Below are 24,002 nucleotides of genomic sequence, written 5' to 3' on the forward strand. Positions count from 1 at the left end.
CCGGTGTCGTCCTGTGCCGACGTGTTCCGGCCCGGTGCTGTTCACCCCGTGGTCGGCCGCAGTGCGGACCAGCGCACGGTGATCTCGCCCTGCCGCCACCGCCGTACGCCGTCCGTCAGGGGCCAGTCGGCCGAGACCGCGCGGACCGCCGCGATCCAGCGCTGCCGCGCGCCCAGGGACGCGTACGGGGAGGCCGCGGCCCAGGCGCGGTCGAGGTCCCGCAGGAAGGCGTGGACGGGTTCGCCCGGCACATTGCGGTGGATCAGGGCCTTCGGGAGGCGCTCGGCCAGGTCGGAGGGGCGGTCCAGCGAGCCGAGCCGGGTCGCGAAGGTGACCGTGCGCGGGCCTTCCGGGCCGAGCGCGACCCACACGTGCCGGCGGCCGATCTCGTCGCAGGTGCCCTCGACCAGCAGCCCGTCCGGGGCGAGCCGGGCGCACAGCCGCTGCCAGACCGCGGCGACCTCACCCTCGTCGTACTGGCGCAGCACGTTCGCGGCCCGGATGAGGAGCGGCCGGCCCGCGGTGGGGATCTCGAAGCCGCCGTGCACGAAGGTGAGGCCCTCGCGCTCGTACGGCTGCGCCGCCGCGACCCGGGCGGGATCGATCTCGACGCCCACGACCGCCGTGCGCGGCTCGGCCGTGCGCAGCCGCTCCAGCAGTTCGACGGCGGTCCAGGGGGCGGCGCCGTAGCCGAGATCGACCGCGACGGGCGCGTCGCCGCGGCGGAGTGCGGGGCCGTGGGTGGCGGCGATCCAGCGGTCCATGCGGCGCAGCCGGTTGGGGTTGGTGGTCCCGCGGGTCGCGGTGCCGATGGGGCGCTGGTGCATGCAAAGGAGCGTATGCGAAGCCCTCGGGGGGCAGGCGCGGGAGCAGCGGGGCGCGGGGGCGGCCGTCCGGCGCGCCGGAGAGTTCGCAACGTTTTGGCAAAGTGGAAATGAAAGGCGGGGTTCCGCTGTTCTGGCACTTCGAAGGGGTCGTGTGCCCTGAGCGAGGAGGAGCGGACCCGTGAGCCAGTACGTCTCCCGGCTCGGCAGCAGCCGTGCGGCACCCCGTATCCGCTTCCCGGGCACGTTCGCCGGACACCGTAAGCCGCGCCGTGTCGCGATGCTCTCCGTGCACACCTCTCCGCTGCACCAGCCCGGTACGGGCGACGCCGGCGGTATGAACGTCTACATCGTGGAGCTGGCCAGGCGCCTCGCCGCGATCGGCATCGAGGTCGAGATCTTCACCCGGGCCACCACCGGCGGGCTGCCCCCGACGGTCGAACTGGCTCCCGGAGTGCTGGTCCGGCACGTCGACGCGGGGCCCTACGAGGGGCTCGCCAAGGAAGAGCTGCCCGCACAGCTCTGTGCCTTCACCCACGGCGTGATGCAGGCGTGGGCAGGTCAGCGCCCCGGTTACTACGACCTGGTCCACTCCCACTACTGGCTCTCCGGCCAGGTCGGCTGGCTCGCCGCGCAGCGCTGGGGCGTCCCGCTCGTCCACGCCATGCACACCATGGCGAAGGTCAAGAACGCCGCGCTCGCCGAGGGCGACACCCCCGAGCCGCCCGCCCGCGTCATCGGCGAGACCCAGATCGTGCACGCATCCGACCGGCTCATCGCGAACACCGCGGGCGAGGCCGACGAACTCGTCCGCTTCTACGACGCGGACCCGGCGTCCGTCGCCGTCGTGCACCCCGGGGTGAACCTGGAGCGCTTCCGCCCCGGCGACGGCCGCGCCGCCGCACGCGCCCGCCTCGGGCTGCCGCAGGACGCGCTGATCCCGCTGTTCGCGGGGCGCATCCAGCCGCTGAAGGCCCCGGACGTGCTGCTGCGCGCCGTCGCCGTGCTCCTGGACCGCGACCCCTCGCTGCGCTCCCGCATCCTCGTACCCGTCGTCGGAGGGCCCAGCGGCAGCGGCCTCGCCAAGCCCGAGGGCCTCCAGAAGCTCGCCGCGCGCCTCGGCATCGCCGACGTCGTACGGTTCCACCCACCGGTCGGCCAGGACCAGCTCGCCGACTGGTTCCGGGCGGCATCCGTCCTGGTCATGCCCTCGTACAACGAGTCCTTCGGCCTGGTCGCCATAGAGGCCCAGGCGGCCGGTACGCCCGTGGTCGCGGCGGCGGTGGGCGGTCTTCCGGTCGCCGTACGGGACGGAGTCAGCGGCTTCCTGATCCCCGGCCACGACCCGGAGGCGTACGCACAGGCGCTGAGCCGCTTCGCGGACAGCGCGGAGCTGGCCGGCCGGATGGGCGAGGCCGCGGCCGTGCACGCCCAGTCGTTCGGCTGGGACACGGCGGCGTCGGCCACCGCCGACGTGTACACGGCGGCCATGCACGACCACCGGCGCCGCGCCCGCGCGCACCAGGGCTGAGCGGAGGCGTCCGGCTGAGCGCGCGGACGGGTTGTCGTACGCTCGCACCATGGCTGACGTATCCGACGAGGCAGCAGCGGCGCAGGTCATCGAGGCGACGCTGAACGACGCGGAGCTCGAATGGGAGAGCCCCGGGCCCGGGAACTACGTCGTGAAGCTGCCCGGCACGCGCAAGCTGTCCACGACCTGTTCCCTGATCGTCGGGCAGCACTCCCTCTCCCTCAACGCGTTCGTCATCCGTCACCCCGACGAGAACGACGCGGCTGTGCACCGCTGGCTCCTGGAGCACAACCTCCGCCTCTTCGGGGTGAGTTACGCCATCGATCAGCTCGGCGACGTCTATCTCGTCGGCAAGCTCCCCCTCTCGGTCGTCACGCGCGACGAGCTCGACCGGCTGCTCGGTGCGGTCCTGGAGGCGGCGGACGGCGCGTTCAACCCCCTGCTGGAGCTGGGCTTCGCGAGCGCGATCCGCAAGGAGTACGCCTGGCGGGTGGAGCGCGGCGAATCGACGCGCAACCTGGACGCCTTCACGCATCTGACGCGGCGCCCCTCCTGAAGCCGGCCGCGGTGCGCTACACGAGTTCCCTCAGCGCCGTCACGAGCCTCGGCGCCACCTCGTTCCACGTCATCTCCACCGCGTCGGGCCCGGCGCTCCGGGGCACCGTCTCGGTGAGCATGATCAGGTAGAGGTAGCTGCGGCAGAGGTCGATCCGGCGGCGTACGGACGGGGTGAACGCGAGCGGTGCGCCCGTCGCGGCGGCGTATCCCGCGAGGAAGTCCAGGTCCGTCTCCGGGTCTCCGAAGAGCGACGTGGAGACGAGATCGGCGACCGGATCGCCCCAGAACATCCGCTCGCCGTCGATGACCCCTCCGATGCGCCGGGCGCCGGGCTCCCCGGTCACCAGGAGGTTCCCCTGCCAGAGGTCGAAGTGGACCAGGGCCGGCCGGGTGACCTCGTCCAGGACGTCCGACGCCCCGGCGAGCACCTCGCGGATCAGTCCCACGGGGTACGGCAGCCTCGCCCCGTACCTCTCGGCGTCGGCGAGCACGGCGTCCGTCATCGCGGTGAACGCCTCGCGCCAGGTGGGGGAGAGCGGCCCCAGGGGCTCGGCGGGGTACCCGAAACCGCCGGGGCCCGTGACCCCGTGCAGCCGGCCCACGATGCTCCCGAACTCGGTACGCAGGGCCCGTGTCTCCTCGGCCGTCAGGTCACCGGCGACGGCGCTCCAGGGCCGCCCGGGGCGTGTGGTCATGACGACGTACGCCCCGGCCGGTGCCCCGGGGTCGAGCTCGCTGTGCACGACCTGCGGGGTCGCGGCGCCGGCCCCGGCGGCGGCGTTGTAGAAGGTGACCTCGTTGAGGAGCAGGCGCTGTTCGTAACTCAGCCCGGGGGCGTGCGCCGGAGGGACCTTCACCACCCAGTCCCCGCCGTCGCCGAAGGTCACGCGCGTGACGGTGTTGTACGTGCCCCCGGCCAGCGGCTCGACGGATGCGGGCTCGGGGGCTCCCACGGCTTCCAGTACGGCTGCTGTCACGTCGACGGACACGGGCGGGTCCCCTCTGTGGCTCACCTGCGGAATCGGCCACCCCATAGGAGCTTCACAGAGCGATCACAGCGCAGTCACGATCACATCCCGTGACCGTTCGGGGCGATCATCGGACAGGTGTCCGATCGTAGAGTGTCCTGCACTGGCACAGCCCCCTGTAACGGCCACGAATTACTGTCCGGGGAGGGGCTGTTGCTCCTTCAGACGGAGAGATGAACGAACCATGCGCGCCACCGCTGTACGCCGTACCGCCCTCGTCGCCGCCGCGGCGTCCATGACCCTGCTCGCGACCGCCTGCAGCGGCTCGGACTCCGACGCCAAGGGCGACGGCGGCACCTCGGGAGGCAAGGACGACGCCTCTTCCAAGCCCGCTGCGGTCAAGGCGCTGACGTCGGCCGAACTGGAGAAGGTGTCGCTGGAGCAGGGTGACGTCACGGGCCACAAGGTCTCGAAGACCGGCCCCGAGGACATCGCGCAGCCCGGCGACGTCACCGTCGACAAGAAGGAGTGCGAGCCGATCGGCTTCGCCTTCTACGGTGTGAAGCGGGGGACCCCGGCCGGGAACGCGGGGCGCAAGGTCGTCCAGGAGCCCAAGAAGGACGAGTCCGCCGACCCCGAGGACCTCCTCGCCGGCATGCTCGACATCACGTCGTCGCTGGTCACCCTGGCCTCGTACGAGGACGACGGCGCGGCGAAGAGCCTCGCCGAGCTCCGCGACTCCGCCGCCAAGTGCACCGGCGGGTTCACCCTCTCCATGAAGGGCTCGAAGCAGAAGGTCACCAAGTTGACCGAGGAGAAGGTGACGGGCGGCGAGGAGGCCCTCGCCTGGCGGGTGCAGATGGGAGAGGGCGACGAGGCGGCGCCCTTCAAGCTCGTGAGCCTGCGTCAGGGCGGCACGGTCGCCACCTTCTTCTCCTTCAACCTCGGCAAGACGGGCGCCGATGCCGACTTCGGTCAGCCGACCGCGGTGATCGACGCGCAGGTCAAGAAGCTCGGCTGAGCCTTCGGCCGTCTCTCCGGGTCACGGCAGCGGTACGAGCCTGACCACGGTGACCGTCAGCACGGACCCGGAGACGTAGTAGAGGACGATGGCGCCGTACACCGTCGCCTCGCGCCGGTCGCGTTCACGCTTCACGGCGGACGAGGCGTGTCCGTACGGATCCAGGGCCAGGGTGCGCGCCATCTCGTCCCGGAACGAGTCGCCGTCGCGCATCTTGGCCAGGGTGTCGTCGGCGGGCGGTGCGTAGGAGATGCGGAAACTCAAGCGACGTTCCGCCTCTCCGCCTCGTCCTGTGCCAGCCGGTCCAGGATCTGTTCGGCCTCGGGATCGGGTACGGACTCGAGCATCCAGTGCCGCATCACGGCCTGGATCTCGTGCACCCCGGCCTCGTTGATCGCGTGGTCGAACTCCTCGCGTCTCTCCTCGGGCAGCGCGGCACGGATCGCCGGAATGCTGTTGGGCACCTCTACCTCGGTGCCGCCGACGAAGGTCTTCAGAGACTCGCCCATGATCGCTCTCCCCGATCTCCTTGCTCTCCGCGCCCCGCCTGCCTCTGCCGCCGAGGGGGTGCGCCTGGGTAACGGGCAGGTGTAAAGGTCACGTTAGCGGGTGGCACTGTCCGCAGGGGGGCCCGACGGCGCGCCGAGCCGGGCGAGGTGTACGTCGAGCTGCGCGACCGGGCCGGGCAGCGGCGACCTCAGATCCCACCAACGGATCGCGAGGATCTCGTCGTTGGGCTCGAAGCCGCGCCGGGCGCGCGCGGCTCCGGCGAACAAGGCCCCGTACTCGCGGCGTTGCCGGGGGGCCAGGACGAACCCTGCGTGGCCGACGAACCTCAGGGGGCCGTCGGGTTCGTGCCCACTCTCCTCGAACAGCTCCCGGAGAGCGGCCTGTCGCGCGCTCTCACCCGGATCGATCCTGCCGCCGGGGAGCTCCCAGGCACCCCGGTGGCGGTCGTGGACCATGAGCACGCTGCCCTCGTGCCAGAGGGCCGTCAGCGCCAGGGGAGCCGGGGCGTCCCCGGGGGGCGAATCCTCACACCCCGGTTCGAAGGAGATCAGGAGATTGCCGCGGCTGTCGACTGCGAGCGGCTCGGCGGCGTGCTCAGTCATGCCGGGAGCCTTCCCCTGCTCACCGTCCCCGGAACAACTACCGGGGGGGGGGGGGGGGGATCGGAAACCGCGGGGCCCAGGCCCCCACTTTTGCCCAAAAATGCCCGGACCAAGCCCCCCCGGGGACCCCAGGGCCCCGGCCCCCCCCCCGGGGGGGCCCGGGCGCTTACGTAACCGGCTGGCCGATGCCCAGCATGTTGCCCTCACTGTCCCGGAACCAGGCCCCGCGTTCACCCCTGGCGCCCTTGCTCGGATAGTTTCCCTCGATCTCCGCGATGCCGTCCCGCGTACGGAAGCCGGGCAGGTCGACCGTCTCGAACTCCACACCGCGCCGCTTGAGCTCCGACACCACGGCCTCGATGTCGTCGACCTGCCAGCCCATCTGGGTGAAGGTGCCGGGCGAGGCGCCGGCTGAATGGAACACGGCGAACTCCGCATCACCGCACCGGTACAGCAGCCCGCCCGGCCGCTCGTCGACGGGCTCCAGGCCGAGCTTCTCGGAGTAGAAGCGCCGCGCCCGCTCCAGGTCCTGCGCGGGCAGCCTGGTCGCGGCAGTGCGCGCGCCGGCCAGAAGGTTGCTGTCGTCTGCGTCCATGCCGTCACTCTGCCGTGGGCGGGGCCCGATCCAGGGGAAGAGGCCCGGGCGATTTCCGCCGCCCGGACAGCGAAGAGCCCCCCACCACGCGGAGAACCCGCAGGTGGGGGGCCTCTTCAGCTCTGCTTACTTCTTCTTGCCCTGGGTCTTGCGGTAGATCTCGCCGACCAGGGTTTTTGCGGGTGGGGGCGCTGATCGACTCCGGGTGAGTGGTCGCCATTGGTCGTCATCGGGTGCCGTTGAGCAACCTCGGACGGCCCAGGGACGGCCCAGCCTGAGGCGCCCGAGCGATGCTTCAGAAGCTCACTCACGCTCGCTGCGCTCGCCGCGGTTCCACGTGGAGACACCGTTCCTGTCGGGTGTAGCTCCCTGGAACGCCGACGGCAACGGAGTCCCAGAAAGGTTCGGACTCGGGGAAGTGCCCACCTCCTGTGTGCCACTCGAATCCCGGGTAGGCCCGGCGTAGAGAACGGAGGGCGGCTGAGGCGGGGGCGCAGCGCTTGTAGCCCTCAGCAGCACCAGCCACATGCGACCTCTTCGGGTTCACGTCACCCTCGTCATCGCTCGGTTTCGGCCAGCGCATCAGGCGGTGGCAAAAATTCCCACCTCGTCAAGGCCGCTTGTGCCTCTGCCTCATTCCAGCTCGGCCGGCGCCCGTGCTGGTGCCCAGAGTATTCACCCGCACGGCCTTAGTGGAGGTACACGTTGGCCGTTCCATCGTTTCTAACGACATGTACCGCTGGCCGAGAGAGCCGGAACGAGCGTAACGTGTTTCGCCGATACTTTAATCGGCTTCGCGCTACCCAACTCCAAAAGTGTTACCTGTCCCGCCGAGTTTCCCAGCGAGAGATAGGCGCGACGCACGTCTAGTCTCCCACCCTCAGATGCAACCTTCTCTGGAGAGACAATCGGAAAGATGCAAATCCATTCCGGCTTTACGCCAAAATATGATGGGGCCTTCCCTCCAGTCTTCGCCGCAAGTGAAGTTTTCGACGCCGCCTGCTCAGCTGACTGCGCCGATAGAATTCCACACCCTACCATCAGTGCTGAAAGCAGAGTCACATACAACATGAAATTGAACTGGTCTCCAGCTCTAAGGAGATGGAAGTGCCGGGCAAATCCCCACATGGCAGGGACGATGAGCAAGAAGACCAGAGTGGATAGCAATTTAATCGCAGAGCCCACTTGCCACAACCCTGGCACGTCCAGATCTGCGGCCGAAATCGAGAGCTTCTCCGCATACCATGCATGGAGAACTGGTGCTGCACCAACAAAAGAAGAAAGGAGCAACGTGACAGCCAATGGAGCTGCCCAGGCAACCCACTCTCCCCACGTCCATTGCCTAGCAATAAGCCAAACTCCGTAAATAATGAATGGCAGCAAGGGGATCGCCATTTGCTGTGCCGGAGAAAATCTACTGAGGTCAGCAAAAATGGATATGAAAAGCATTCCCATAGTCCCAACCAGAAGCAGCACTGGAATAACCCTATCTACATCAGTGCTGCGTGCATCGAGGGAAGCGAAAAGCCCGAAACCCAACCCGATCACGGAGAGCATGGGGACAAGGTCATGCCGACCGGCTAGGGCTGCTGGGAGTACACCCAACGTGAATCCGAGGGCAATCAGGAATCCCCGCCCCGGAGTTGCCTCCCCCCAAATTGATGTATTATTCCACGCGCCTCCTCGCATGGGGCGGACTGAGAGGTTCGGATCAAAAGTTCCATCCGGTGCCGATCGCCTCGCCAGGCGCAATGCTTCGCGAGGACGCCCTGAAACATGAGTTCCGTTGTCTTGTCTCCCAAGTGCGATCAGTATCCGCGCACGTGCGGAACGGGGAGACCGCACCGCATGGGTAGGTACCACCCGCCAGTCAAAAATCTCCTTCGGGTTTTGATTGATCAAGTCTGACCGTCTGACTTGCATGGCTAGTCGGGCAACTCTGGCGACTTTCTCTACCTGCCAAGCCGCCCCCGTTGCAGCTCGGTGGGTCGATCCATAAATACGTACCTCAATGCGGTAGATACGACATGATGGATCTTGATCTAGAGCGCCAGCCGTAGGCCCTGCGCCACTCGGAAAATGATCAATGACTGGCCAGCCCTCAGCTTCGAATACTCGTTCAGCCTCGCGCCAGTCGCGATCACCGCCCGCAACCTCCACCAGAGCGAGCACTCTTTGGTCGTAATTAACCTTTCGCACCATCCACCCCGTATGTCCCTGGCCATGTTTCCGCCAGGAGTGGCGGAGACTGTGTCCGAGCCCTCAGGAAACGTCTGCCTACTGGCGACGGAAAGAACCTCATTGTGAAACGGTCAGTTATCGCAGCGTCAAGGTATTACCGCGTGCCCACTGAACGATAGTTATGGCCAGCTGCCGGGCGCCCACTACCGGTTGATCGGGATCTCGTAGACGATCTCGCAGTGTGCTGCGGGTACCACGATGTCCGCAGTCTCTATGGGACGGCCTTGGTTGCTGTAGTACGTCCGCCGGATGTGGGGCACGAGTGCGGCCTTCTGGATGCCGAGTAGTGACGCCTCCTCTGCGGCCGCCTGTCGCGGGTCCGGCTGTTCTACCGCATGGCTGACAGTGACTCCGATCGCGGCCATGCGGTTCACGACACCCGCCCCGGCGTGTGGCCCTCCCTCGGGGAGGACGACGAGGGTGCCGGCGGTGAGGTCGTACGGTTCCCAGCTCGTCGACAGCTGCACCGGCCTGCCGTCCGCCAGGAACTCGTACGCCGTACGCACGCACAGCTCCCCCTCGGCGATCCCGAGCCGCGTCGCGATCTCCGCCGGGGCCGGCACCTTCGCGTCGGTCCGGCTCTCCCGGTCGCTCTGTCGGCGAAGGGCCTTCATGTCCTGGCGGAACGGGGATCCACTGGGCTGCTCTCGTGCCGACGACCGGACGACTCTCACGCGCTGCCGGGGCTCGGCGACGTAGGTCCCCGATCCGGCCCGGCCTTCCAGCACGCCTTGGGAGATCAGCAACTCCTGTGCCCTGCGCACACGTTCTCGCCCACGCCGCACTCCTGGCCGATCTGTGCGCGGGATGGGAGGCAGTCGCCCGGTTCCCAGACGTGCTCCGCGATGCGCCGCCGGAGTTCGTCGGCGCTGCGGAGGCACGGCGGTTACTCAGACATATGGAAAATCTAGTCCACTAGCTCTTGGAGGAGCACACCCGGTTCACGACGGTCGAGGCAGAAGTACCGGACATGCTCTCCGCCAATTCATGGCGGGAGGTCCTGGACGCGGTGGCCGATGCCGATCGCTTCGGGCTCGTGGCCACCAGCTTGAACGGCCGCACCTTATGGGCGGTCGTACCTGGGCAAACGTATCCCGCCCGCACGGCCCCCCCGTGTTGCGTCCGTGATTGACCGCTGGTAACCGTGTGAACCGGTGTGGGGGCAGCTCGCATGGCAGACGGTCGTCCCCGAGCAAGCCAGGCTGACCCGCCGGGGGCCATCGGCGCCGAACATCGATGCAGCCCTACCGTAAGCACGCTCGCGGATGGGGCTTGAAAGCCTCCCAGCGATTAGCATGCCCTGGGGGGCGATGTGAGACTGTCGACGGCGCTAACTAACGCTAAGAATTTGCTTATTGATGGCCAGGCATATTCTGAGATTCCTGATGTGATGGCGTATGAGGACATCCATCATCAATGGGATCGCGGCTATAGAGAAATGCTTGAAAAGGCCATATTTGCGGGCGACTGCAGGCCCACGCACACAGAGATTATTGACTACCCAAAGAACGCGATAAGCGTTCGTCCTCTGACGCGCTTTTCGGCTCGTGATCGAATAATCTATGACGCGCTAGTATTCCAGATAGCTCCGAGCATTGACCGGCAGATACACGCATCAGTTCACAGCTATCGGTGGCATCACAGTCGTGGAGTGCCAGTCTTTTGGTTCGGCCCGTGGAAAAGGATGAGGAGACTAGCGCTACGGACACTTCGTTCCGATAATCAACTTCGAATGGCATCGGTCGATGTTTCATCTTTCTATGAACATATCGACGTTGATATTCTGAGTGATGACCTGCAGTGCATGACCAGAGATCCTGCACTGACGGAGAACCTACAGAATTTCCTGACGAGGTTTCAGGCGGTTAATCATTCTTGGGGGCTCCCGCAGGGGCCAGATTCATCTGGAATTCTGGCCAACTTGTACTTGGCCCCAGTTGATGGTTTTCTGGCTAGAAATAACTTCAAGTTTCTGCGTTATTCGGATGACATGATGATCTTCGATCGTGACTGGACGGTGCTTCGCGACGTTGTGGTGGAGATAAATAGTCTGCTACGTTCGCGCAGGCTATCCATAGCTTCCCATAAGACCGTAATACGCGATCCAGAAGATGCTGTGCGGCTGGTGCACGATATACGTCGTGCATCTATTCAGCATTCAGTCGAAGTGGGTCTTCCTGAGGCCGTTGCAGACGTCCGCGAGTATTTCGATGAAGTGGTCAAATCCGAAGGTGCGCATGGAGGCAACCTTAGGTTCGCGATCAACAGGTTGGCGAAATTGCGCGATGGGTACGCCGTCAACTGGTGCCTTGAAAACCTGACTTACCTCCCGCACGTAAGCAAGGAGGTCTTCGCCTATCTAAAGGCTGCGAAGTCGCATCACGTAGCAGTCCAGCGCCACCTCACCAACTTCATGGAGCGTGGAGACTCCAGGTCCTACCCGTTCATTGAGCAGCGAATTTTGCGTCACTTTCTCGTCATGAAAATACAAAGTGAGAGGATCAAAGAGGCAGCTTGGGAAATTCTTGAAGATAGAAATAGGGAAGATTTCTCGCGAGAATTTGCGAGCCGGTATATTGGGAGAAATGCTTCACTTCGGGAGGCGCAACTGCTTCGGCATCGATTCCAAGAGGAGCGTAGCGTGTCGATGCGCAGGGCTCTGCTGGTTTCACTTTATGAATCCGGTAACTTGTCTGTGCGATATCTGAACGAAGTGGAATCCTCGTTTCCTGATTTGATCTGGGTTTGTCGATTCCTGCGAACAGATCCGCTTATACCGCTACCGTGAAAGAGGCTACCGGTGTCGATTAGTGATGCTCAACTTCAGCAAGTGAAAGAGGAGCTCCAAAGGATCCAGGGTAACTGTCTCTACAACGCGCAAGCCTACTTCGAGGCGGCCAAGAGTGCGGAACTATGGGGGCGCCTCATGGTGTTTTTGCCTGCCAGCGTTACAGCTATCACGGGGGTGCTAGTTGCTGTAGGTGCAGGAAAAGAGTTTGGTGCCCTCGCGGCTGTGGCGGGTGCGGTGGCGGCTACGGCCTCCTTCCTGGGAAATACCAAGAAGGCTGCGGACTTCCTCGCCTCGGCCCGTTCGTATACCGCACTGCGGCATAAGGTGCACTCGGAGTTGAGTTTCTTGCGGCCCGAAGTGGACTTCGATTCAGCCCGGGAGCGGGCTCGGGAATTCAATCACGAGTACATAAGGATCGCCGCGACAGATATCCCTGTCCCTAATAAGAAGTTTACTAAAGCGAGTAAGAGGATCGAGCAGGGTGCAGCAACGTAGACGGCTGAAACTTTGAATACAGGTTGGCGGAGCGGGTTTGGCCGGTGTCCTGTCCGGTTTGGGGTCGAGCATGATCAGGGGGCCGTACGCTGGTCGGCAACTCGGGCAGGCTGTGATCCTGCCCGGAATTTGAACGAGTGGCCCCCTGGTCTTGCTCGACGTGGGACCCGAACCGGGGAGAGGGCTAAAGCCGTGGAGCCGACCGCCCCAGCCGCAGCGGGCGTAACCGTCGATATCCACCCGCGCGATCTCCCGATCGCGCTCATCGGCACTGCTGGCGGCGCACTCGCCCTCTGGGCTGACGCCCCCGCGGAGATCGCCGTACCCGTGGCACTGCTGATCGTCCTCGACATCCGCATCCGCCGCTGGAGCCGACGCGCCTGACGGCCCGTTGAGCATGTGACGGCCCACAGACGGCCCAGCGCACCAAAAAGCCCCCCACCACGCGGAAAATCCGCAGGTGGGGGGCTTCTTCGGCCCTGCTTACTTCTTCTTGCCCTGGTTCTTCACGGCCTCGATCGCGGCCTTCGCCGCGTCCGGGTCGAGGTAGGTGCCGCCCGGCTTCAGGGGGCGGAAGTCGGCGTCCAGCTCGTAGGCGAGCGGGATGCCGGTCGGGATGTTGAGGCCCGAGATGGCGTCGTCGGAGATGCCGTCCAGGTGCTTCACCAGGCCGCGGAGGCTGTTGCCGTGGGCGGCGACCAGGACGGTCTTGCCGTCGAGGAGGTCCGGGACGATGCCGTCGTACCAGTACGGCAGCATGCGGGTGACGACGTCCTTGAGGCACTCCGTGCGCGGGCGCAGCTCCGGCGGGATCGTCGCGTAGCGGGCGTCGTCGCTCTGCGAGAACTCGGTGCCGTCCTCCAGGGCGGGCGGCGGGGTGTCGTACGAACGGCGCCAGAGCATGAACTGCTCCTCGCCGAACTCGGCGAGCGTCTGGGCCTTGTCCTTGCCCTGGAGGGCGCCGTAGTGGCGCTCGTTCAGGCGCCAGGAGCGGTGCACGGGGATCCAGTGGCGGTCCGCGGCTTCCAGCCCGAGCTGGGCGGTGCGGATCGCGCGCTTCTGGAGGGAGGTGTGCACGACGTCGGGGAGCAGGCCGGCGTCCTTGAGCAGCTCACCGCCGCGGACCGCCTCCTTCTCGCCCTTGTCGGTGAGGTCTACGTCCACCCAACCGGTGAACAGGTTCTTCGCGTTCCATTCGCTCTCGCCGTGGCGGAGGAGGATCAGCTTGTACGGTGCGTCGGCCATGGGTCCGAGCGTAATCGAACCCGCGCGCCCTACGCGCGCGTGGCCAAAGGGCGGACCGGGACGCGGCCGGGGCCGCGACTGTTGACGGGCGGCGTCAATCGAGTGGCAGCCGGGGACTCCGCTTTCGTAATGTTCGGATAGCCGTCGGACCGCTTACACAGGCCGGCGGTTCATCCGTGCACGCACGTCCCCGGGGAGTAGCCCTATGTCTGTCGCTGGTCTCAGAAAGGCGGCACACGAGACGGTCGCCGGTCTCCCCAGGGAGTTCTGGTGGCTGTGGACCAGCACGCTGGTCAACCGCCTCGGGGCGTTCGTCGCCACGTTCATGGCGCTCTACCTGACCCTGGACCGGGGCTACTCGGCCTCGTACGCCGGTCTCGTCGCCTCCCTGCACGGGCTCGGCGGGGTCGTGTCGTCCCTGGGTGCCGGGGTGATGACGGACCGGCTGGGGCGGCGCCCGACCATGCTGATCGCGCAGCTCTCGACCGCCGTGTCCGTGGCCGTGCTCGGCTTCATGGTCCATCCGGTGGCGATCGCCGGTGTGGCCTTCGTCGTGGGTATGGCGAGCAACGCGTCCCGGCCGGCCGTGCAGGCGATGATGGCCGACATCGTCCGGCCCGAGGACCGGGTACGGGCCTTCTCGCTCAACTACTGGGCCATCAACCTGGGGTTCGCCGTCTCGTCGGCCGGGGCGGGGTTCATCGCCGAGTACAGCTATCTGGCCGGCTTCATGGGAGAGGCCGCCCTGACGCTGCTGTGTGCCGTCCTCGTCTTCCTCAAGGTGCCGGAATCCCGGCCCGAGCCGGTGCCCCGGGCCGCGGGTGCCCCCGCAGCGGACGACGTGCGGCTGGGTACGGTCCTGCGCGACGGGCGCTACATGGGTGTCGTCGGGCTGTCGTTCCTGGTCGCGCTGATCTTCCAGCAGGGGTACGTGGGCCTGCCGGTGGCCATGGGCACGGACGGGCTGTCCAGCTCCGACTTCGGCACGGCCATCGCCGTCAACGGTGTGCTGATCGTGGCCCTGCAGATCCCCGTCACCCGGTTCATCCAGCATCGCGACCCGCGACGGCTGCTGATCCTCTCGTCCCTGATCGCGGGCTACGGCTTCGGGCTGACCGCCTTCGCGGGATCGGTCGGGGTGTACGCCCTGACGGTGTGCGTCTGGACCCTGGCCGAGATCGTCAACGCGCCGACGCAGACGGGCATCGTCGTGCAGTTGTCACCGGCCCACGGCCGGGGCCGCTACCAGGGCATGTACACGATGTCCTGGTCGGTGGCGGCGCTCGTCGCCCCGCTGATGTCCGGCTTCGTGATCGACCACTACGGCGCCGCCTGGCTGTGGGGGACCTGTGCGGTCCTGGGCACCGTGGCCGCGTTCGGCTACTGGCTGCTGATGCGGAACCTGGACCTGCCGGAGCCCGTGGTCGCCGCCTCTCCGGTGCCCGAGGACCGGGCGGTCACCGAGCCCGCGGTTTGAGAAGCAGGCGCCCGCGGCCAGAGGAGCAGGCGCCCGCGGTCCGAGGAGCAGGAATTCGCGGCGCCGCTGCCCCGCGACGGACACGCGTCCGTCGCGGGGCACCGCCACCGGAATCGGCCGGACTCAGCCGCCGCACTGGCACGGCGCGCCGGACTGGCAGCCGCACCCGCAGCCCGAGCCGCAGCCGCAGGCTCCCAGCAACGGCAGCTGCACCACCTCGGTCGGGGTCTCCTGCTGCTGGGGTTCGGTCATGGGGGAATCGGCCATGGTCCCTCCTCAGGGCGTACGACTCGACGGCGTACGGCACATGTATGGGGCACACATGCCGACGGCGGGGGCCGCAGGCATGCCGCGCCGCCCCCGCACCCATTGCATGCCCAGCCCGGAGGGCGCATCAACGGCGCACGAGCGCGGGAACAGATGTGCGGCCGCCGGGAGGGTCGCGCCCCCCTACGCCCCCTCGACTACGCCCCCTCGACCGGCGTCGCCGCCTGGATCTCGTCGGCGTGCTCACCCGTGACCAGGTAGACGACCCGCTTGGCGACCGAGACGGCGTGGTCGGCGAAGCGCTCGTAGTAGCGGCCGAGCAGGGTGACGTCGACAGCGGTCTCGATGCCGTGCTTCCAGCGGTCGTCCATCAGGTGCTGGAACAGGGTGCGGTGCAGCAGGTCCATCTCGTCGTCGTCCTGCTCCAGCTGGAGCGCCAGGTCGACGTCCTTCGTGATGATCACCTCGGCGGCCTTCGCCATCAGCCGCTGGGCGAGCTGCCCCATTTCCAGGATGGTGGCGTGCAGGTCGTGCGGCACCGCCGACTCGGGGAAGCGCAGCCGCGCCAGCTTGGCGACGTGCTGGGCGAGGTCGCCCGAGCGCTCCAGGTCGGCGCTCATCCGCAGCGAGGTGACCACTATCCGCAGATCGGTGGCGACCGGCTGCTGGCGGGCCAGCAGCGCGATGGCGCGGGCCTCCAGGTCGTGCTGGAGGTCGTCGACCTTCTGGTCCGCGGCGATCACGCTCTCGGCGAGCTTGAGATCGGCGTCGAGCATGGACGTCGTGGCCCGGCCGATCGCCGAGCCGACGAGCCTGGCCATCTCGACCAGGTCCTCGCCGATCGAATCGAGTTCCTCGTGATAAGCGTCGCGCATGGAAGTCCCTCTCCAGATCCTGAGGCCGGGGTCTTGGGGCCGACCCCCACGTTGCCACGGTGCGGGGCCAACGCGTCGGGATCCGGCACCCGAAGTGAACCGGCACTATCCCCTTGGTGAACTCTGGGCGACGAGTGTTCGAGATGGCACCCGGATGGCTGGGAGAGTGTCGGCGAGCCCGCATAACCTTGAGGCATGGACGTGAACGCGGCGGTCGCCGCAGCTGCCGCGATCGCCGGGCTCTGCACCGGTGTGATCGCGATGCTGGCGTTCCGCTGGAGCGAGCGCGAGCAGAAGCGGCCCACGCGTACGTCCCTGCGGCCCGACAGCAACGCCGCGCTGCCCCCGGGGGTGGACACGGTCCTCTCCGTGCTCAGCTCGTCGGCCGTGGTGCTCGACGAGAGCGACAGCGTCGTCAAGGCCAGTTCCGCCGCTTATGCGCTGGGCCTGGTCAGGGGCGGACGCCTGGCGGTCGAGCCGATGCTCCACATGGCCAGGGACACCCGGCGCGACGGTGAGATACGACAGGTCGAGCTGGACCTGCCGCGTCGCGGCACGGGCAGGGGCGAGGCGCTCGCCGTGTCGGCCCGGGTCGCCCCGCTGGGGTCACGCCTGGTCCTCCTGCTGGTCGAGGACCTCACGGAGGCCCGTCGCATAGAAGCGGTGCGGCGTGACTTCGTCGCCAATGTCAGTCATGAGCTCAAGACGCCGGTCGGAGCGCTCTCCCTGCTCTCCGAGGCGGTCATGGACGCCTCCGACGACCCGGAGGCGGTGGAGCGGTTCGCCGGCCGCATGCAGATCGAGGCGACCCGGCTGACCAACCTGGTGCAGGAGCTGATCGACCTCTCCCGGGTGCAGAACGACGACCCGCTGGAGGACGCCGAACCCGTACGGGTGGAGGATCTGGTCGACGAGGCGATCGACCGGTGCCGCCAGCAGGCCGGTTCGAAGCAGATCACCATGGCCTCGGGCGGCACCGCGGACCTCTTCGTCTGGGGCAACCGGAGCCAGCTCGCGGCCGCCCTCGGCAATCTCGTGGAGAATGCCGTCAACTACAGCCCCGCCCGCACACGCGTCGGCATCGCCGCCCGGAAGCTGGCCGCGCCCGGCGGGGATCTGATCGAGATAGCCGTGACCGACCAGGGCATCGGCATCTCCGAGAAGGACCGTGAACGCGTCTTCGAGCGGTTCTACCGCGTCGACCCGGCCCGCTCACGGGCCACCGGTGGCACCGGTCTCGGCCTCGCCATCGTCAAGCATGTGGCCGCCTCGCACGGCGGGGAGGTCACCGTATGGAGCTCGGAGGGACAGGGCTCCACGTTCACCCTGCGACTGCCCGAGTCGGGCGTCGTACGGGGTCGTACCACCGGCGGATCGCTCGTCGTCAACGGTGCTGTTGACCACGACGGGCCGTACGAGACCGATTCTTTTGAACCATTCCCTGCCCCGGAGGCCCTTCCGTGACCCGAGTGCTTGTCGTCGAGGATGAGGAATCCTTCAGCGACGCCCTGTCCTACATGCTCCGCAAGGAAGGCTTCGAGGTGGCCATCGCGGCCACCGGCCCGGACGGCCTCGACGAGTTCGAGCGCAACGGCGCCGATCTCGTGCTGCTCGACCTGATGCTGCCGGGCCTGCCCGGCACGGAGGTCTGCCGTCAGCTGCGCGTCCGGTCCAACGTTCCGGTGATCATGGTCACCGCCAAGGACAGCGAGATCGACAAGGTCGTGGGCCTCGAAATAGGAGCCGACGACTACGTGACCAAGCCCTTCTCCTCGCGGGAGCTCGTGGCCCGCATCCGCGCGGTCCTGCGCCGCCGTGGAGAGCCGGAGGAGGTCACCCCGGCGGCCCTGGAGGCCGGCCCGGTCCGGATGGACGTGGACCGTCACGTCGTCACCGTCTCCGGCGGCAAGGTCGACCTCCCGTTGAAGGAGTTCGACCTCCTCGAGATGCTCCTGCGCAATGCCGGGCGCGTGCTCACGCGCATGCAGCTGATCGACCGGGTCTGGGGCGCGGACTACGTGGGCGACACCAAGACCCTGGACGTCCACGTCAAGCGGCTGCGCGCCAAGATCGAGCCCGACCCCGGGGCGCCGCGCTACCTGGTGACGGTGCGGGGCCTGGGTTACAAGTTCGAGCCGTAAACCGAGGGCTGCGAGCTACGTGGGGGGTGTCTCCGGCGGAGACACCCCCCACGCGCGCGATCAGTGCTCGGCGGCTGCGCCCTCGGCCGGCGGGGCCGTGTCGGTCGCCTCGCCCGAGGGGCTCCCGGACTGCTCGCCCGGCGTCTCGGACGCACCCGGGCTCTCGGACGCACCCGGCGTCCCGGACGCGGAGGCCGAGGGGGTGGGCTTCGCCGACGGCAGTGCGCTCGGGCCGAAGTCCTCGAAGAAGCTGGTCGCCGGGACGATGGCGGCACCGAGGGAGATCTCGCCGGTCTCGCTGAACGTGAAGGCGACGTTCTGCACGTTGCCGTTCGCCCCTGCCTGGCGGCCGTTCTCGATCACGGCCGAGGCGTTGTTCTTCCCGCCGATGATGAGCCGTCCGCCGGCCGGGACCACGAGCGGCCCCTTGCCCTTGGCGGGCTTCAGCGCCACCGTCGCGTTGGTGCCCGGCAGGGCGATCGTCTCCACGACCTCACGCTTCGGGCCGTCGTTGAAGAGGGTGGCGGCGATGACCGCCGGGCCCTCGGCGTCCGGCTCGGGCTGGGTGATGATGTTCAGGTTCTGGATCTTGATGGAGTCGACAGCGGTGGCTGCGTTGTCCGGCCTGACCTGAAGCGTCTGCGCGTTGTTGCCGGCACTGCACGCGGACAGCGCGGCGATCGAGAACACGAGGGCAGTGGCGGCGAAGGCGCCGTGTCGAAGGCTGCGGCTCACGGCGGCGGCAACTCCTTGAACGTTCGGACTGCGGACTTCGGACTCTGCGGACAGGAAGGCCCGAGCGGCCGTAAAGCCGCCCTAAGTGTGTGTCAGCGGCCTCAGGTTACCGAGCCGCCGTCCTGGGCCCGCACCCGACCCGCCCCTGCGGACGCCCGAGCTGCGGACCGGCGCCGCCGGCCGTGGTTCCGACATCCCCCGGCCGTCTCCCCGGGCATGACGATTCGCACGGTGTTCACAAAGCGCGGTGAGCGGCGCGTTGATGTGCCGATGATCGATTTCCGGCGGTGGCGCATTTCCCGCGCATAATCCACCCGGCCCCAGGCCGTTGATCAATTTCAATGACCACGCACGCTAAGAGCCGTACGGGTGATCGAGGGCCGAACGGAGTACAGAAAGTTCACCATCCGGAATCCGGCAAAACGGGACGTTCGGCACCTTCTTGAGGGCTTCCGGCACCTGTGACGCGCGTGTTTCGGCTCGGTCGTACGCCCGCTCCGACCTGCGAATATCGCCTTCCGGAAGGCTCCCGCAGCACGTTCGTGTCTCAGTTGTCAAGCCCCGAGATATGCCCTGACCTGCGAAAACGCCATTCAGGAGAAGCCGTTCTCGTGTTACTCTGGATAGCCACGGAAGGGGTACCTGTCACATGACGTTCAAGGTTGGCGACACCGTGGTCTATCCCCATCACGGGGCCGCGCTGATCGAGGCTATCGAAACTCGCCAGATCAAAGGCGTGGACAAGACCTACTTGGTGCTCAAGGTCGCCCAGGGCGACTTGACGGTTCGTGTACCGGCGGACAATGCGGAGTTCGTCGGTGTGCGTGACGTAGTCGGGCAGGAGGGGCTGGACCGGGTCTTCGAGGTGCTGCGCGCACCGTACGCCGAAGAGCCGACGAACTGGTCCCGACGCTACAAGGCAAATCTCGAGAAGCTCGCCTCGGGCGATGTCATCAAGGTCGCCGAAGTGGTGCGTGACCTGTGGCGTCGCGAGCGCGAGCGTGGACTCTCCGCAGGTGAGAAGCGCATGCTCGCCAAGGCCCGCCAGATTCTGGTGAGCGAGCTCGCTCTCGCGGAGAACACGAACGAGGACAAGGCCGAGGCCCTGCTCGACGAGGTCCTCGCGTCCTGAACCGGACGACACCGGTGACCAAGGTGACACTGGTGACCAAGGTGACCGGACACCGGTGACCGGACCACGCCGGTGACCGGATGACGCCGACCAGCCGGATCCGGTGTCCAGGAAATATGCAGCGGTGCCCGCTGACCAGCCGTTTTCACGGCAGTCGTCGGGCGCTGCGGCATGTTCGGGCCCGAGCGGTATGTCCCGAGCGGCATGTGCGGACCCGAGAAGAAGATCCGTCCCGGAAAGCTGCCGACGCACCCGCTGCCGTCCCCTCGGCAACCTCCACCGGGCCCTGCCGCGGCTCGTCCGACCGGGGGTCACGGAAGGGGTCCCGGTCAGGTCGAGGCGTCGCGCCCGGCTCGTCCCCCGGCCTACGGTCGGGGCACGCCCAGGCCATACCCATGTCGGCCGTGGAAACAAACCTGCCGAAGCTTCGGAGTGCAACCGATGTCACCGATGTCACCGATGCCCGCTGAACCGAGCCCTTCCCGCACCGCTGCCGTGATCCCCGCGGCGGGCCGCGGAGTCCGGCTCGGCCCCGGCGCCCCGAAGGCGCTGCGCACGCTCGGCGGCACCCCCATGCTGATCCACGCCGTACGGGCCATGGCCGCCTCCCGGGCCGTCAGCCTCGTCGTCGTGGTCGCGCCCCCGGACGGGGCCGCCGAGGTCAAGAACCTCATCGACGGGCACGCGCTGCCCGAGCGCACCGACTACGTCGTCGTCGCCGGCGGTGCGACACGCCAGGAGTCGGTGAAGCTCGGCCTCGACGCCCTGCCGGACGACGTCTCCGTCGTCCTCGTCCATGACGCGGCCCGGCCCCTCGTGCCGGTCGACACCGTGGACGCCGTCATCGAGGCCGTACGGGAAGGGGCCCCGGCCGTCGTTCCCGCGCTTCCCCTCGCCGACACCGTCAAGGAGGTCGAGCCGGGGGAGCCGGGTGTGCCGGAGCCGGTCCTCTCGACCCCCGTACGGGCGCGGCTGCGGGCCGTGCAGACGCCCCAGGGCTTCGACCGGTCCACGCTCGTCGAGGCGCACGCGAGTGTGGCCGTCGACGGCGAGGGCGCGACCGACGACGCGGGCATGGTCGAGCGGCTGGGCGCGCCGGTCGTCGTCGTACCCGGGCACGAGGAAGCGTTCAAGGTGACCCGCCCCCTGGACCTGGTCCTGGCGGAGGCCGTTCTCGCACGCCGGAGGGCGAACGATGGATTCTGAGGCAACGACGCAGCCGGCTCCCCTGATCCCGCGCGTCGGTATCGGGACCGACATCCACGCCTTCGAGGAGGGCCGCGAGCTCTGGTGCGCGGGCCTGCTGTGGGAGGGCGAGGGCCCCGGCCTCGCCGGCCACTCCGACGCCGACGTGGTGGCGCACGCCGCCTGCAACGCCCTGTTCTCGGCCGCAGGACTCGGTGACCTGGGGCAGCACTTCGGGACCGGCCGCCCGGAGTGGTCGGGCGCCTCCGGTGTCACCCTGCTCACGGAGGCCGCCCGGATCGTCCGCGCCGAGGGCTTCGCCATCGGCAACGTCGCCGTGCAGGTCGTCGGTCTCCGGCCGAAGATCGGTAAGCGGCGCGACGAGGCCCAGAAGGTGCTCTCCGACGCCGTCGGCGCCCCCGTCTCGCTCTCGGCCGCGACCTCCGACGGTCTCGGCTTCACCGGCCGAGGCGAGGGCATCGCGGGCATCGCGACCGCCCTGGTCTACCGCGCCGCCGGCTGAGGGCTGTCCCGTAGCCCCGACCCCGCCCCCCTTATTGCACATCGCTTGCACGTACGCTGGTGCGGCAAGTGATGTGCCGTTACGGCCGAGAGCGAGGGTGAGCGTCAGTGGTGAGCACGACCGCCGGGGCGACGACGAGGCCGGAAGCGCCGGCCGGAGCGGACGGATACGTCCTGCGGACCGCCACCGCCCAGGACGTCGGCGGCGCCCGCGCCGTCATGCTGGACACCGTCTACCACGACCTGCGCTCCGGCTACGTGCCCCGCTGGCACGCCGACATCATCGACCTCGAGGGCGCCTATCTGCGCCCCGAACGCTGCACCCTCCTGGTCGTCGTGCGCGGCGACGAGGTCGTGGCGACCGGGGCGGTACGGGACCGGGGACCGCAGGCGCCGCCCAATCCGCAGTGGGTCGCGGACCGCTTCCCCTCCGGGTCGACGGCGCAGCTGTGCAGGATCTACGTACGCCCCGATCACCGCAGGCACGGCCTGGCCCGCAGGCTGGTGCGGGAGCTCGGGGCCTTCGCCGCCCGGGCGGGCGGCTACACCTCGCTCTATCTGCACACCGATCCGGCCGTGCCGGGCGCCGAGCCGTTCTGGCGGTCGCTCGCCCATGAGGTCTGCGACGAGCGCGCGCTGCCGGGTGGCGGGCAGGGCATCATCCATTTCGAGCTGCCGATGCCCGAACTCCAGGGGCCCTCGGGGGCGGCCCGGATGACCACCCCGAATATCAGATGACAATCGTTTTCACATAGGGTCTCCGTCATGCCTACGTCCCGAAGCCGCCGCTTCCCGCTGCCGGTCATCGCCGCCACAGCCGCCCTGCTGCTCCCGCTCGCCGCCTGTTCCTCGTCGAGCGGCTCCGGAGCGTCCGGCGACGCACAGCGGCTCCGGGTCGTCATGGCCTTCCCGCCCGCCCAGGCCATGTCCCCGTACGGGGACGACGCGGTCACCCTCAGCCGGCTCGCCGTCATCGAGGGCCTCACCACCCTGGACGAGAACGGCGCGGCGAAGCCCGCCCTCGCCACGTCCTGGAAGCAGGACAACCCCACCACCTGGACGTTCACCCTCCGCGACGCCGTCTTCCAGGACGGTGCGAAGGTCGACGCCGACGCGGTCGCCCGGTCCCTCACCGCCGCGAGCAAGGCGTCCCCGCTGCCCCGGGTGCTCTCCGACACCACCCCGAAGGCCACCGCCGCGGGCCAGGACACCGTACGGATCGTCACCGAGGAAGCCGACCCCTTGCTTCCGCAGCGACTCGCCAACCCCTCCCTCACGATCCTGTCCGCCGGCGCCTACAAGAACGGCAAGGTGAACCCCGCCGGGCACGCCACCGGCCCGTTCACCCTGACCGACGTCAAGGGCGCGGTCGCCGCCACTCTCGAACGCAACGCCGACTACTGGGGCGACAAGGCCGAGGCCCCGGGCGTCGACGTCACCTTCGCCGCGGACGGCACCGCCCGCGCCAACGCACTGCGCACGAAGACCGTCGACGTCGCCGAGTACGTACCGATCGCGCAGGCATCCCTGCTCGGCGACGCGTACGTCCACGAGTTCCCGTCCGCCCGGACCAACGGCCTCTCGCTCAACACCGAGCGCGGCGTCTTCGCCGACCCGGCCATGCGCGCCGCCGCCCGCGAGGCCGTCGACTCCAAGGCCCTGGTCGACGGGGTGTACGAGGGCCGCGCCGACACCGCACAGGGACTCCTCGGCCCCGGCATCCCCTGGGCCGCCGGGAAGCGCACCACGCCCACCGGCCGGACCCAGGCGGCGAGCCGCGCCGAGGTGGCGAAGACGAAGGAGATCGTCCTCGCCACCTACACCAACCGGCCCGAGCTCCCCGAGGTCGCGACGCTCGTCCAGCAGCAGCTGGAGAAGCGCGGGTTCACCGTCAAGCAGGTCGTCCGCGACTACGCGCAGATGGAGGCCGACGCGCTCGCCGGGAAATACGACGCCTTCATCCAGGCCCGCAACACCCTGCTGGACACCGCCGACCCCGTCTCCTACCTGGCCTCCGACTTCACCTGCGACGGCAGCTTCAACATCTCCCAGCTCTGCGACGAGCGGGTCGACGCCGCCGTCGGCAAGGCCGCCTCGCTGACCGGTACGGACGCCCGGCACACCGCCGAGATGACCGCCGAGGCCGCCGTCCTCGGCGCCGACGCCCTCGTACCGCTCGTCCACGAGCGCTTCGTCCAGGGCTACGACGACGCCCGCGTCGAAGGCGTCGCACTCGACCCCATGGAACGCACCCTCATCACCGCCGACACCCGCGTCGGGTGACCGC

General features: G+C 68.0%; 25 protein-coding genes and 2 pseudogenes. 15 read left to right on the forward strand and 12 right to left on the reverse strand.

Annotated elements, in window-relative coordinates; all coding sequences use genetic code 11:
- Nucleotides 1–41: 41 nt before the first annotated feature.
- A complete protein-coding gene (locus ACIP63_RS07760; RefSeq protein WP_401512448.1) occupies nt 42–827 on the reverse strand; it encodes a class I SAM-dependent methyltransferase in 786 nt (261 codons plus the stop codon).
- Between the two features lie 178 nt (nt 828–1,005).
- On the opposite strand from ACIP63_RS07760, the gene mshA reads away from it, so the two are divergent.
- Nucleotides 1,006–2,355, forward strand: a complete 1,350-nt coding sequence (mshA, locus tag ACIP63_RS07765; RefSeq protein WP_401512449.1) for a D-inositol-3-phosphate glycosyltransferase — start codon at nt 1,006–1,008, stop codon at nt 2,353–2,355.
- Nucleotides 2,356–2,404: 49 nt separating this feature from the next.
- Nucleotides 2,405–2,911 (forward strand): YbjN domain-containing protein, encoded by a 507-nt coding sequence (locus ACIP63_RS07770; protein ID WP_401512451.1) that lies wholly within the window; start codon nt 2,405–2,407, stop codon nt 2,909–2,911.
- 16 nt (nt 2,912–2,927) lie between these two features.
- On the opposite strand, the gene ACIP63_RS07775 is transcribed toward ACIP63_RS07770, so the two are convergent.
- Entirely contained in the window at nt 2,928–3,902 is a 975-nt protein-coding gene (locus tag ACIP63_RS07775) for a phosphotransferase family protein (protein ID WP_401512453.1), read from the reverse strand.
- A 223-nt stretch (nt 3,903–4,125) separates the two neighbouring features.
- Between ACIP63_RS07775 and ACIP63_RS07780 the strand changes: the two genes are divergently transcribed.
- On the forward strand, nt 4,126–4,902 hold the full coding sequence (locus ACIP63_RS07780) for a hypothetical protein (RefSeq protein WP_401512455.1): 777 nt from the start codon (nt 4,126–4,128) through the stop codon (nt 4,900–4,902).
- Nucleotides 4,903–4,923: 21 nt separating this feature from the next.
- Here ACIP63_RS07780 and ACIP63_RS07785 read toward each other — a convergent pair whose 3' ends face one another.
- The 6 genes and pseudogenes from ACIP63_RS07785 to ACIP63_RS07810 form a co-directional block, all read right to left on the reverse strand.
- Nucleotides 4,924–5,166: a hypothetical protein gene (locus ACIP63_RS07785; RefSeq protein WP_104787806.1), complete on the reverse strand. Its 243-nt coding sequence runs from the start codon at nt 5,164–5,166 to the stop codon at nt 4,924–4,926.
- Nucleotides 5,163–5,411, reverse strand: a complete 249-nt coding sequence (locus tag ACIP63_RS07790; protein ID WP_031093484.1) for a hypothetical protein — start codon at nt 5,409–5,411, stop codon at nt 5,163–5,165. The genes ACIP63_RS07785 and ACIP63_RS07790 overlap by 4 nt, the downstream gene beginning before the upstream one ends.
- Nucleotides 5,412–5,504: 93 nt before the next feature.
- Nucleotides 5,505–6,014, reverse strand: coding sequence for an NUDIX hydrolase (locus tag ACIP63_RS07795; protein ID WP_401512456.1), 510 nt, complete (start codon nt 6,012–6,014; stop codon nt 5,505–5,507).
- A 166-nt stretch (nt 6,015–6,180) separates the two neighbouring features.
- Nucleotides 6,181–6,609, reverse strand: coding sequence for a VOC family protein (locus ACIP63_RS07800; protein WP_401512458.1), 429 nt, complete (start codon nt 6,607–6,609; stop codon nt 6,181–6,183).
- A 723-nt stretch (nt 6,610–7,332) separates the two neighbouring features.
- Nucleotides 7,333–8,166: a hypothetical protein gene (locus ACIP63_RS07805; protein ID WP_401512460.1), complete on the reverse strand. Its 834-nt coding sequence runs from the start codon at nt 8,164–8,166 to the stop codon at nt 7,333–7,335.
- Nucleotides 8,167–8,993: 827 nt separating this feature from the next.
- A pseudogene (locus ACIP63_RS07810) lies at nt 8,994–9,697 on the reverse strand (GntR family transcriptional regulator).
- A 75-nt stretch (nt 9,698–9,772) separates the two neighbouring features.
- On the opposite strand from ACIP63_RS07810, the pseudogene ACIP63_RS07815 reads away from it, so the two are divergent.
- The 4 genes and pseudogenes from ACIP63_RS07815 to ACIP63_RS07830 form a co-directional block, all read left to right on the forward strand.
- Nucleotides 9,773–9,982 (forward strand): annotated as a pseudogene (locus tag ACIP63_RS07815) (hypothetical protein); the annotation flags it as partial.
- 306 nt (nt 9,983–10,288) lie between these two features.
- Nucleotides 10,289–11,638 (forward strand): RNA-directed DNA polymerase, encoded by a 1,350-nt coding sequence (locus tag ACIP63_RS07820; protein ID WP_401515001.1) that lies wholly within the window; start codon nt 10,289–10,291, stop codon nt 11,636–11,638.
- A 12-nt stretch (nt 11,639–11,650) separates the two neighbouring features.
- On the forward strand, nt 11,651–12,136 hold the full coding sequence (locus ACIP63_RS07825; RefSeq protein WP_401512461.1) for a hypothetical protein: 486 nt from the start codon (nt 11,651–11,653) through the stop codon (nt 12,134–12,136).
- 192 nt (nt 12,137–12,328) lie between these two features.
- Entirely contained in the window at nt 12,329–12,520 is a 192-nt protein-coding gene (locus tag ACIP63_RS07830; protein WP_401512463.1) for a hypothetical protein, read from the forward strand.
- A 99-nt stretch (nt 12,521–12,619) separates the two neighbouring features.
- On the opposite strand, the gene ACIP63_RS07835 is transcribed toward ACIP63_RS07830, so the two are convergent.
- Entirely contained in the window at nt 12,620–13,381 is a 762-nt protein-coding gene (locus ACIP63_RS07835; RefSeq protein ID WP_104787811.1) for a phosphoglyceromutase, read from the reverse strand.
- Nucleotides 13,382–13,586: 205 nt separating this feature from the next.
- Between ACIP63_RS07835 and ACIP63_RS07840 the strand changes: the two genes are divergently transcribed.
- On the forward strand, nt 13,587–14,858 hold the full coding sequence (locus ACIP63_RS07840) for an MDR family MFS transporter (RefSeq protein ID WP_401512465.1): 1,272 nt from the start codon (nt 13,587–13,589) through the stop codon (nt 14,856–14,858).
- A 123-nt stretch (nt 14,859–14,981) separates the two neighbouring features.
- On the opposite strand, the gene ACIP63_RS07845 is transcribed toward ACIP63_RS07840, so the two are convergent.
- Nucleotides 14,982–15,125 carry a hypothetical protein gene (locus ACIP63_RS07845; RefSeq protein ID WP_401512466.1) on the reverse strand — a complete coding sequence of 48 codons (144 nt, stop codon included), beginning with the start codon at nt 15,123–15,125 and terminating at the stop codon, nt 14,982–14,984.
- Nucleotides 15,126–15,322: 197 nt separating this feature from the next.
- On the reverse strand, nt 15,323–16,000 hold the full coding sequence (gene phoU / locus ACIP63_RS07850; RefSeq protein ID WP_099174137.1) for a phosphate signaling complex protein PhoU: 678 nt from the start codon (nt 15,998–16,000) through the stop codon (nt 15,323–15,325).
- A gap of 195 nt (nt 16,001–16,195) precedes the next feature.
- Here phoU and ACIP63_RS07855 point away from each other — a divergent pair, with 195 nt between their 5' ends.
- Together ACIP63_RS07855 and ACIP63_RS07860 are read left to right on the forward strand one after the other, a co-directional pair.
- Nucleotides 16,196–17,464, forward strand: coding sequence for a sensor histidine kinase (locus tag ACIP63_RS07855; RefSeq protein WP_401512468.1), 1,269 nt, complete (start codon nt 16,196–16,198; stop codon nt 17,462–17,464).
- Nucleotides 17,461–18,141 (forward strand): response regulator transcription factor, encoded by a 681-nt coding sequence (locus ACIP63_RS07860; RefSeq protein WP_014047499.1) that lies wholly within the window; start codon nt 17,461–17,463, stop codon nt 18,139–18,141. The genes ACIP63_RS07855 and ACIP63_RS07860 overlap by 4 nt, the downstream gene beginning before the upstream one ends.
- Before the next feature lie 60 nt (nt 18,142–18,201).
- Here ACIP63_RS07860 and ACIP63_RS07865 read toward each other — a convergent pair whose 3' ends face one another.
- A complete protein-coding gene (locus ACIP63_RS07865) occupies nt 18,202–18,876 on the reverse strand; it encodes a DUF461 domain-containing protein (protein ID WP_401512470.1) in 675 nt (224 codons plus the stop codon).
- A gap of 649 nt (nt 18,877–19,525) precedes the next feature.
- On the opposite strand from ACIP63_RS07865, the gene ACIP63_RS07870 reads away from it, so the two are divergent.
- The 5 genes from ACIP63_RS07870 to ACIP63_RS07890 all read left to right on the forward strand — a co-directional run bounded on the left by ACIP63_RS07870 (nt 19,526) and on the right by ACIP63_RS07890 (nt 23,998).
- The gene (locus ACIP63_RS07870; RefSeq protein WP_006380568.1) at nt 19,526–20,008 is read left to right on the forward strand and encodes a CarD family transcriptional regulator; all 483 of its coding nucleotides are present in this window, start codon (nt 19,526–19,528) and stop codon (nt 20,006–20,008) included.
- A 441-nt stretch (nt 20,009–20,449) separates the two neighbouring features.
- The gene (gene ispD, locus ACIP63_RS07875; RefSeq protein WP_401512472.1) at nt 20,450–21,214 is read left to right on the forward strand and encodes a 2-C-methyl-D-erythritol 4-phosphate cytidylyltransferase; all 765 of its coding nucleotides are present in this window, start codon (nt 20,450–20,452) and stop codon (nt 21,212–21,214) included.
- Nucleotides 21,204–21,716: a 2-C-methyl-D-erythritol 2,4-cyclodiphosphate synthase gene (gene ispF, locus ACIP63_RS07880; RefSeq protein ID WP_401512474.1), complete on the forward strand. Its 513-nt coding sequence runs from the start codon at nt 21,204–21,206 to the stop codon at nt 21,714–21,716. Before ispD ends, ispF begins: the two co-directional genes overlap by 11 nt.
- Before the next feature lie 107 nt (nt 21,717–21,823).
- On the forward strand, nt 21,824–22,453 hold the full coding sequence (locus ACIP63_RS07885; protein WP_401512475.1) for a GNAT family N-acetyltransferase: 630 nt from the start codon (nt 21,824–21,826) through the stop codon (nt 22,451–22,453).
- A gap of 27 nt (nt 22,454–22,480) precedes the next feature.
- Nucleotides 22,481–23,998, forward strand: a complete 1,518-nt coding sequence (locus ACIP63_RS07890; protein WP_401512477.1) for an ABC transporter substrate-binding protein — start codon at nt 22,481–22,483, stop codon at nt 23,996–23,998.
- Nucleotides 23,999–24,002: the final 4 nt, after the last annotated feature.

The organism is Streptomyces sp. NPDC088746 (assembly GCF_044751065.1).
Lineage (GTDB): Bacteria > Actinomycetota > Actinomycetes > Streptomycetales > Streptomycetaceae > Streptomyces.

Bases quoted from the DNA above. Each gene is read 5' to 3' on its own strand.
- ACIP63_RS07760 (WP_401512448.1), bottom strand. From the start codon at position 827: ATGCACCAGCGCCCCATCGGCACCGCGACCCGCGGGACCACCAACCCC.
- ACIP63_RS07770 (WP_401512451.1), top strand. From the start codon at position 2,405: ATGGCTGACGTATCCGACGAGGCAGCAGCGGCGCAGGTCATCGAGGCG.
- ACIP63_RS07780 (WP_401512455.1), top strand. From the start codon at position 4,126: ATGCGCGCCACCGCTGTACGCCGTACCGCCCTCGTCGCCGCCGCGGCG.
- ACIP63_RS07790 (WP_031093484.1), bottom strand. From the start codon at position 5,411: ATGGGCGAGTCTCTGAAGACCTTCGTCGGCGGCACCGAGGTAGAGGTG.
- ACIP63_RS07795 (WP_401512456.1), bottom strand. From the start codon at position 6,014: ATGACTGAGCACGCCGCCGAGCCGCTCGCAGTCGACAGCCGCGGCAAT.
- ACIP63_RS07800 (WP_401512458.1), bottom strand. From the start codon at position 6,609: ATGGACGCAGACGACAGCAACCTTCTGGCCGGCGCGCGCACTGCCGCG.
- ACIP63_RS07805 (WP_401512460.1), bottom strand. From the start codon at position 8,166: ATGCTCTCCGTGATCGGGTTGGGTTTCGGGCTTTTCGCTTCCCTCGAT.
- ACIP63_RS07820 (WP_401515001.1), top strand. From the start codon at position 10,289: ATGCTTGAAAAGGCCATATTTGCGGGCGACTGCAGGCCCACGCACACA.
- ACIP63_RS07835 (WP_104787811.1), bottom strand. From the start codon at position 13,381: ATGGCCGACGCACCGTACAAGCTGATCCTCCTCCGCCACGGCGAGAGC.
- ACIP63_RS07840 (WP_401512465.1), top strand. From the start codon at position 13,587: ATGTCTGTCGCTGGTCTCAGAAAGGCGGCACACGAGACGGTCGCCGGT.
- ACIP63_RS07845 (WP_401512466.1), bottom strand. From the start codon at position 15,125: ATGGCCGATTCCCCCATGACCGAACCCCAGCAGCAGGAGACCCCGACC.
- phoU (WP_099174137.1), bottom strand. From the start codon at position 16,000: ATGCGCGACGCTTATCACGAGGAACTCGATTCGATCGGCGAGGACCTG.
- ACIP63_RS07855 (WP_401512468.1), top strand. From the start codon at position 16,196: ATGGACGTGAACGCGGCGGTCGCCGCAGCTGCCGCGATCGCCGGGCTC.
- ACIP63_RS07870 (WP_006380568.1), top strand. From the start codon at position 19,526: ATGACGTTCAAGGTTGGCGACACCGTGGTCTATCCCCATCACGGGGCC.
- ispD (WP_401512472.1), top strand. From the start codon at position 20,450: ATGTCACCGATGTCACCGATGCCCGCTGAACCGAGCCCTTCCCGCACC.
- ispF (WP_401512474.1), top strand. From the start codon at position 21,204: ATGGATTCTGAGGCAACGACGCAGCCGGCTCCCCTGATCCCGCGCGTC.
- ACIP63_RS07890 (WP_401512477.1), top strand. From the start codon at position 22,481: ATGCCTACGTCCCGAAGCCGCCGCTTCCCGCTGCCGGTCATCGCCGCC.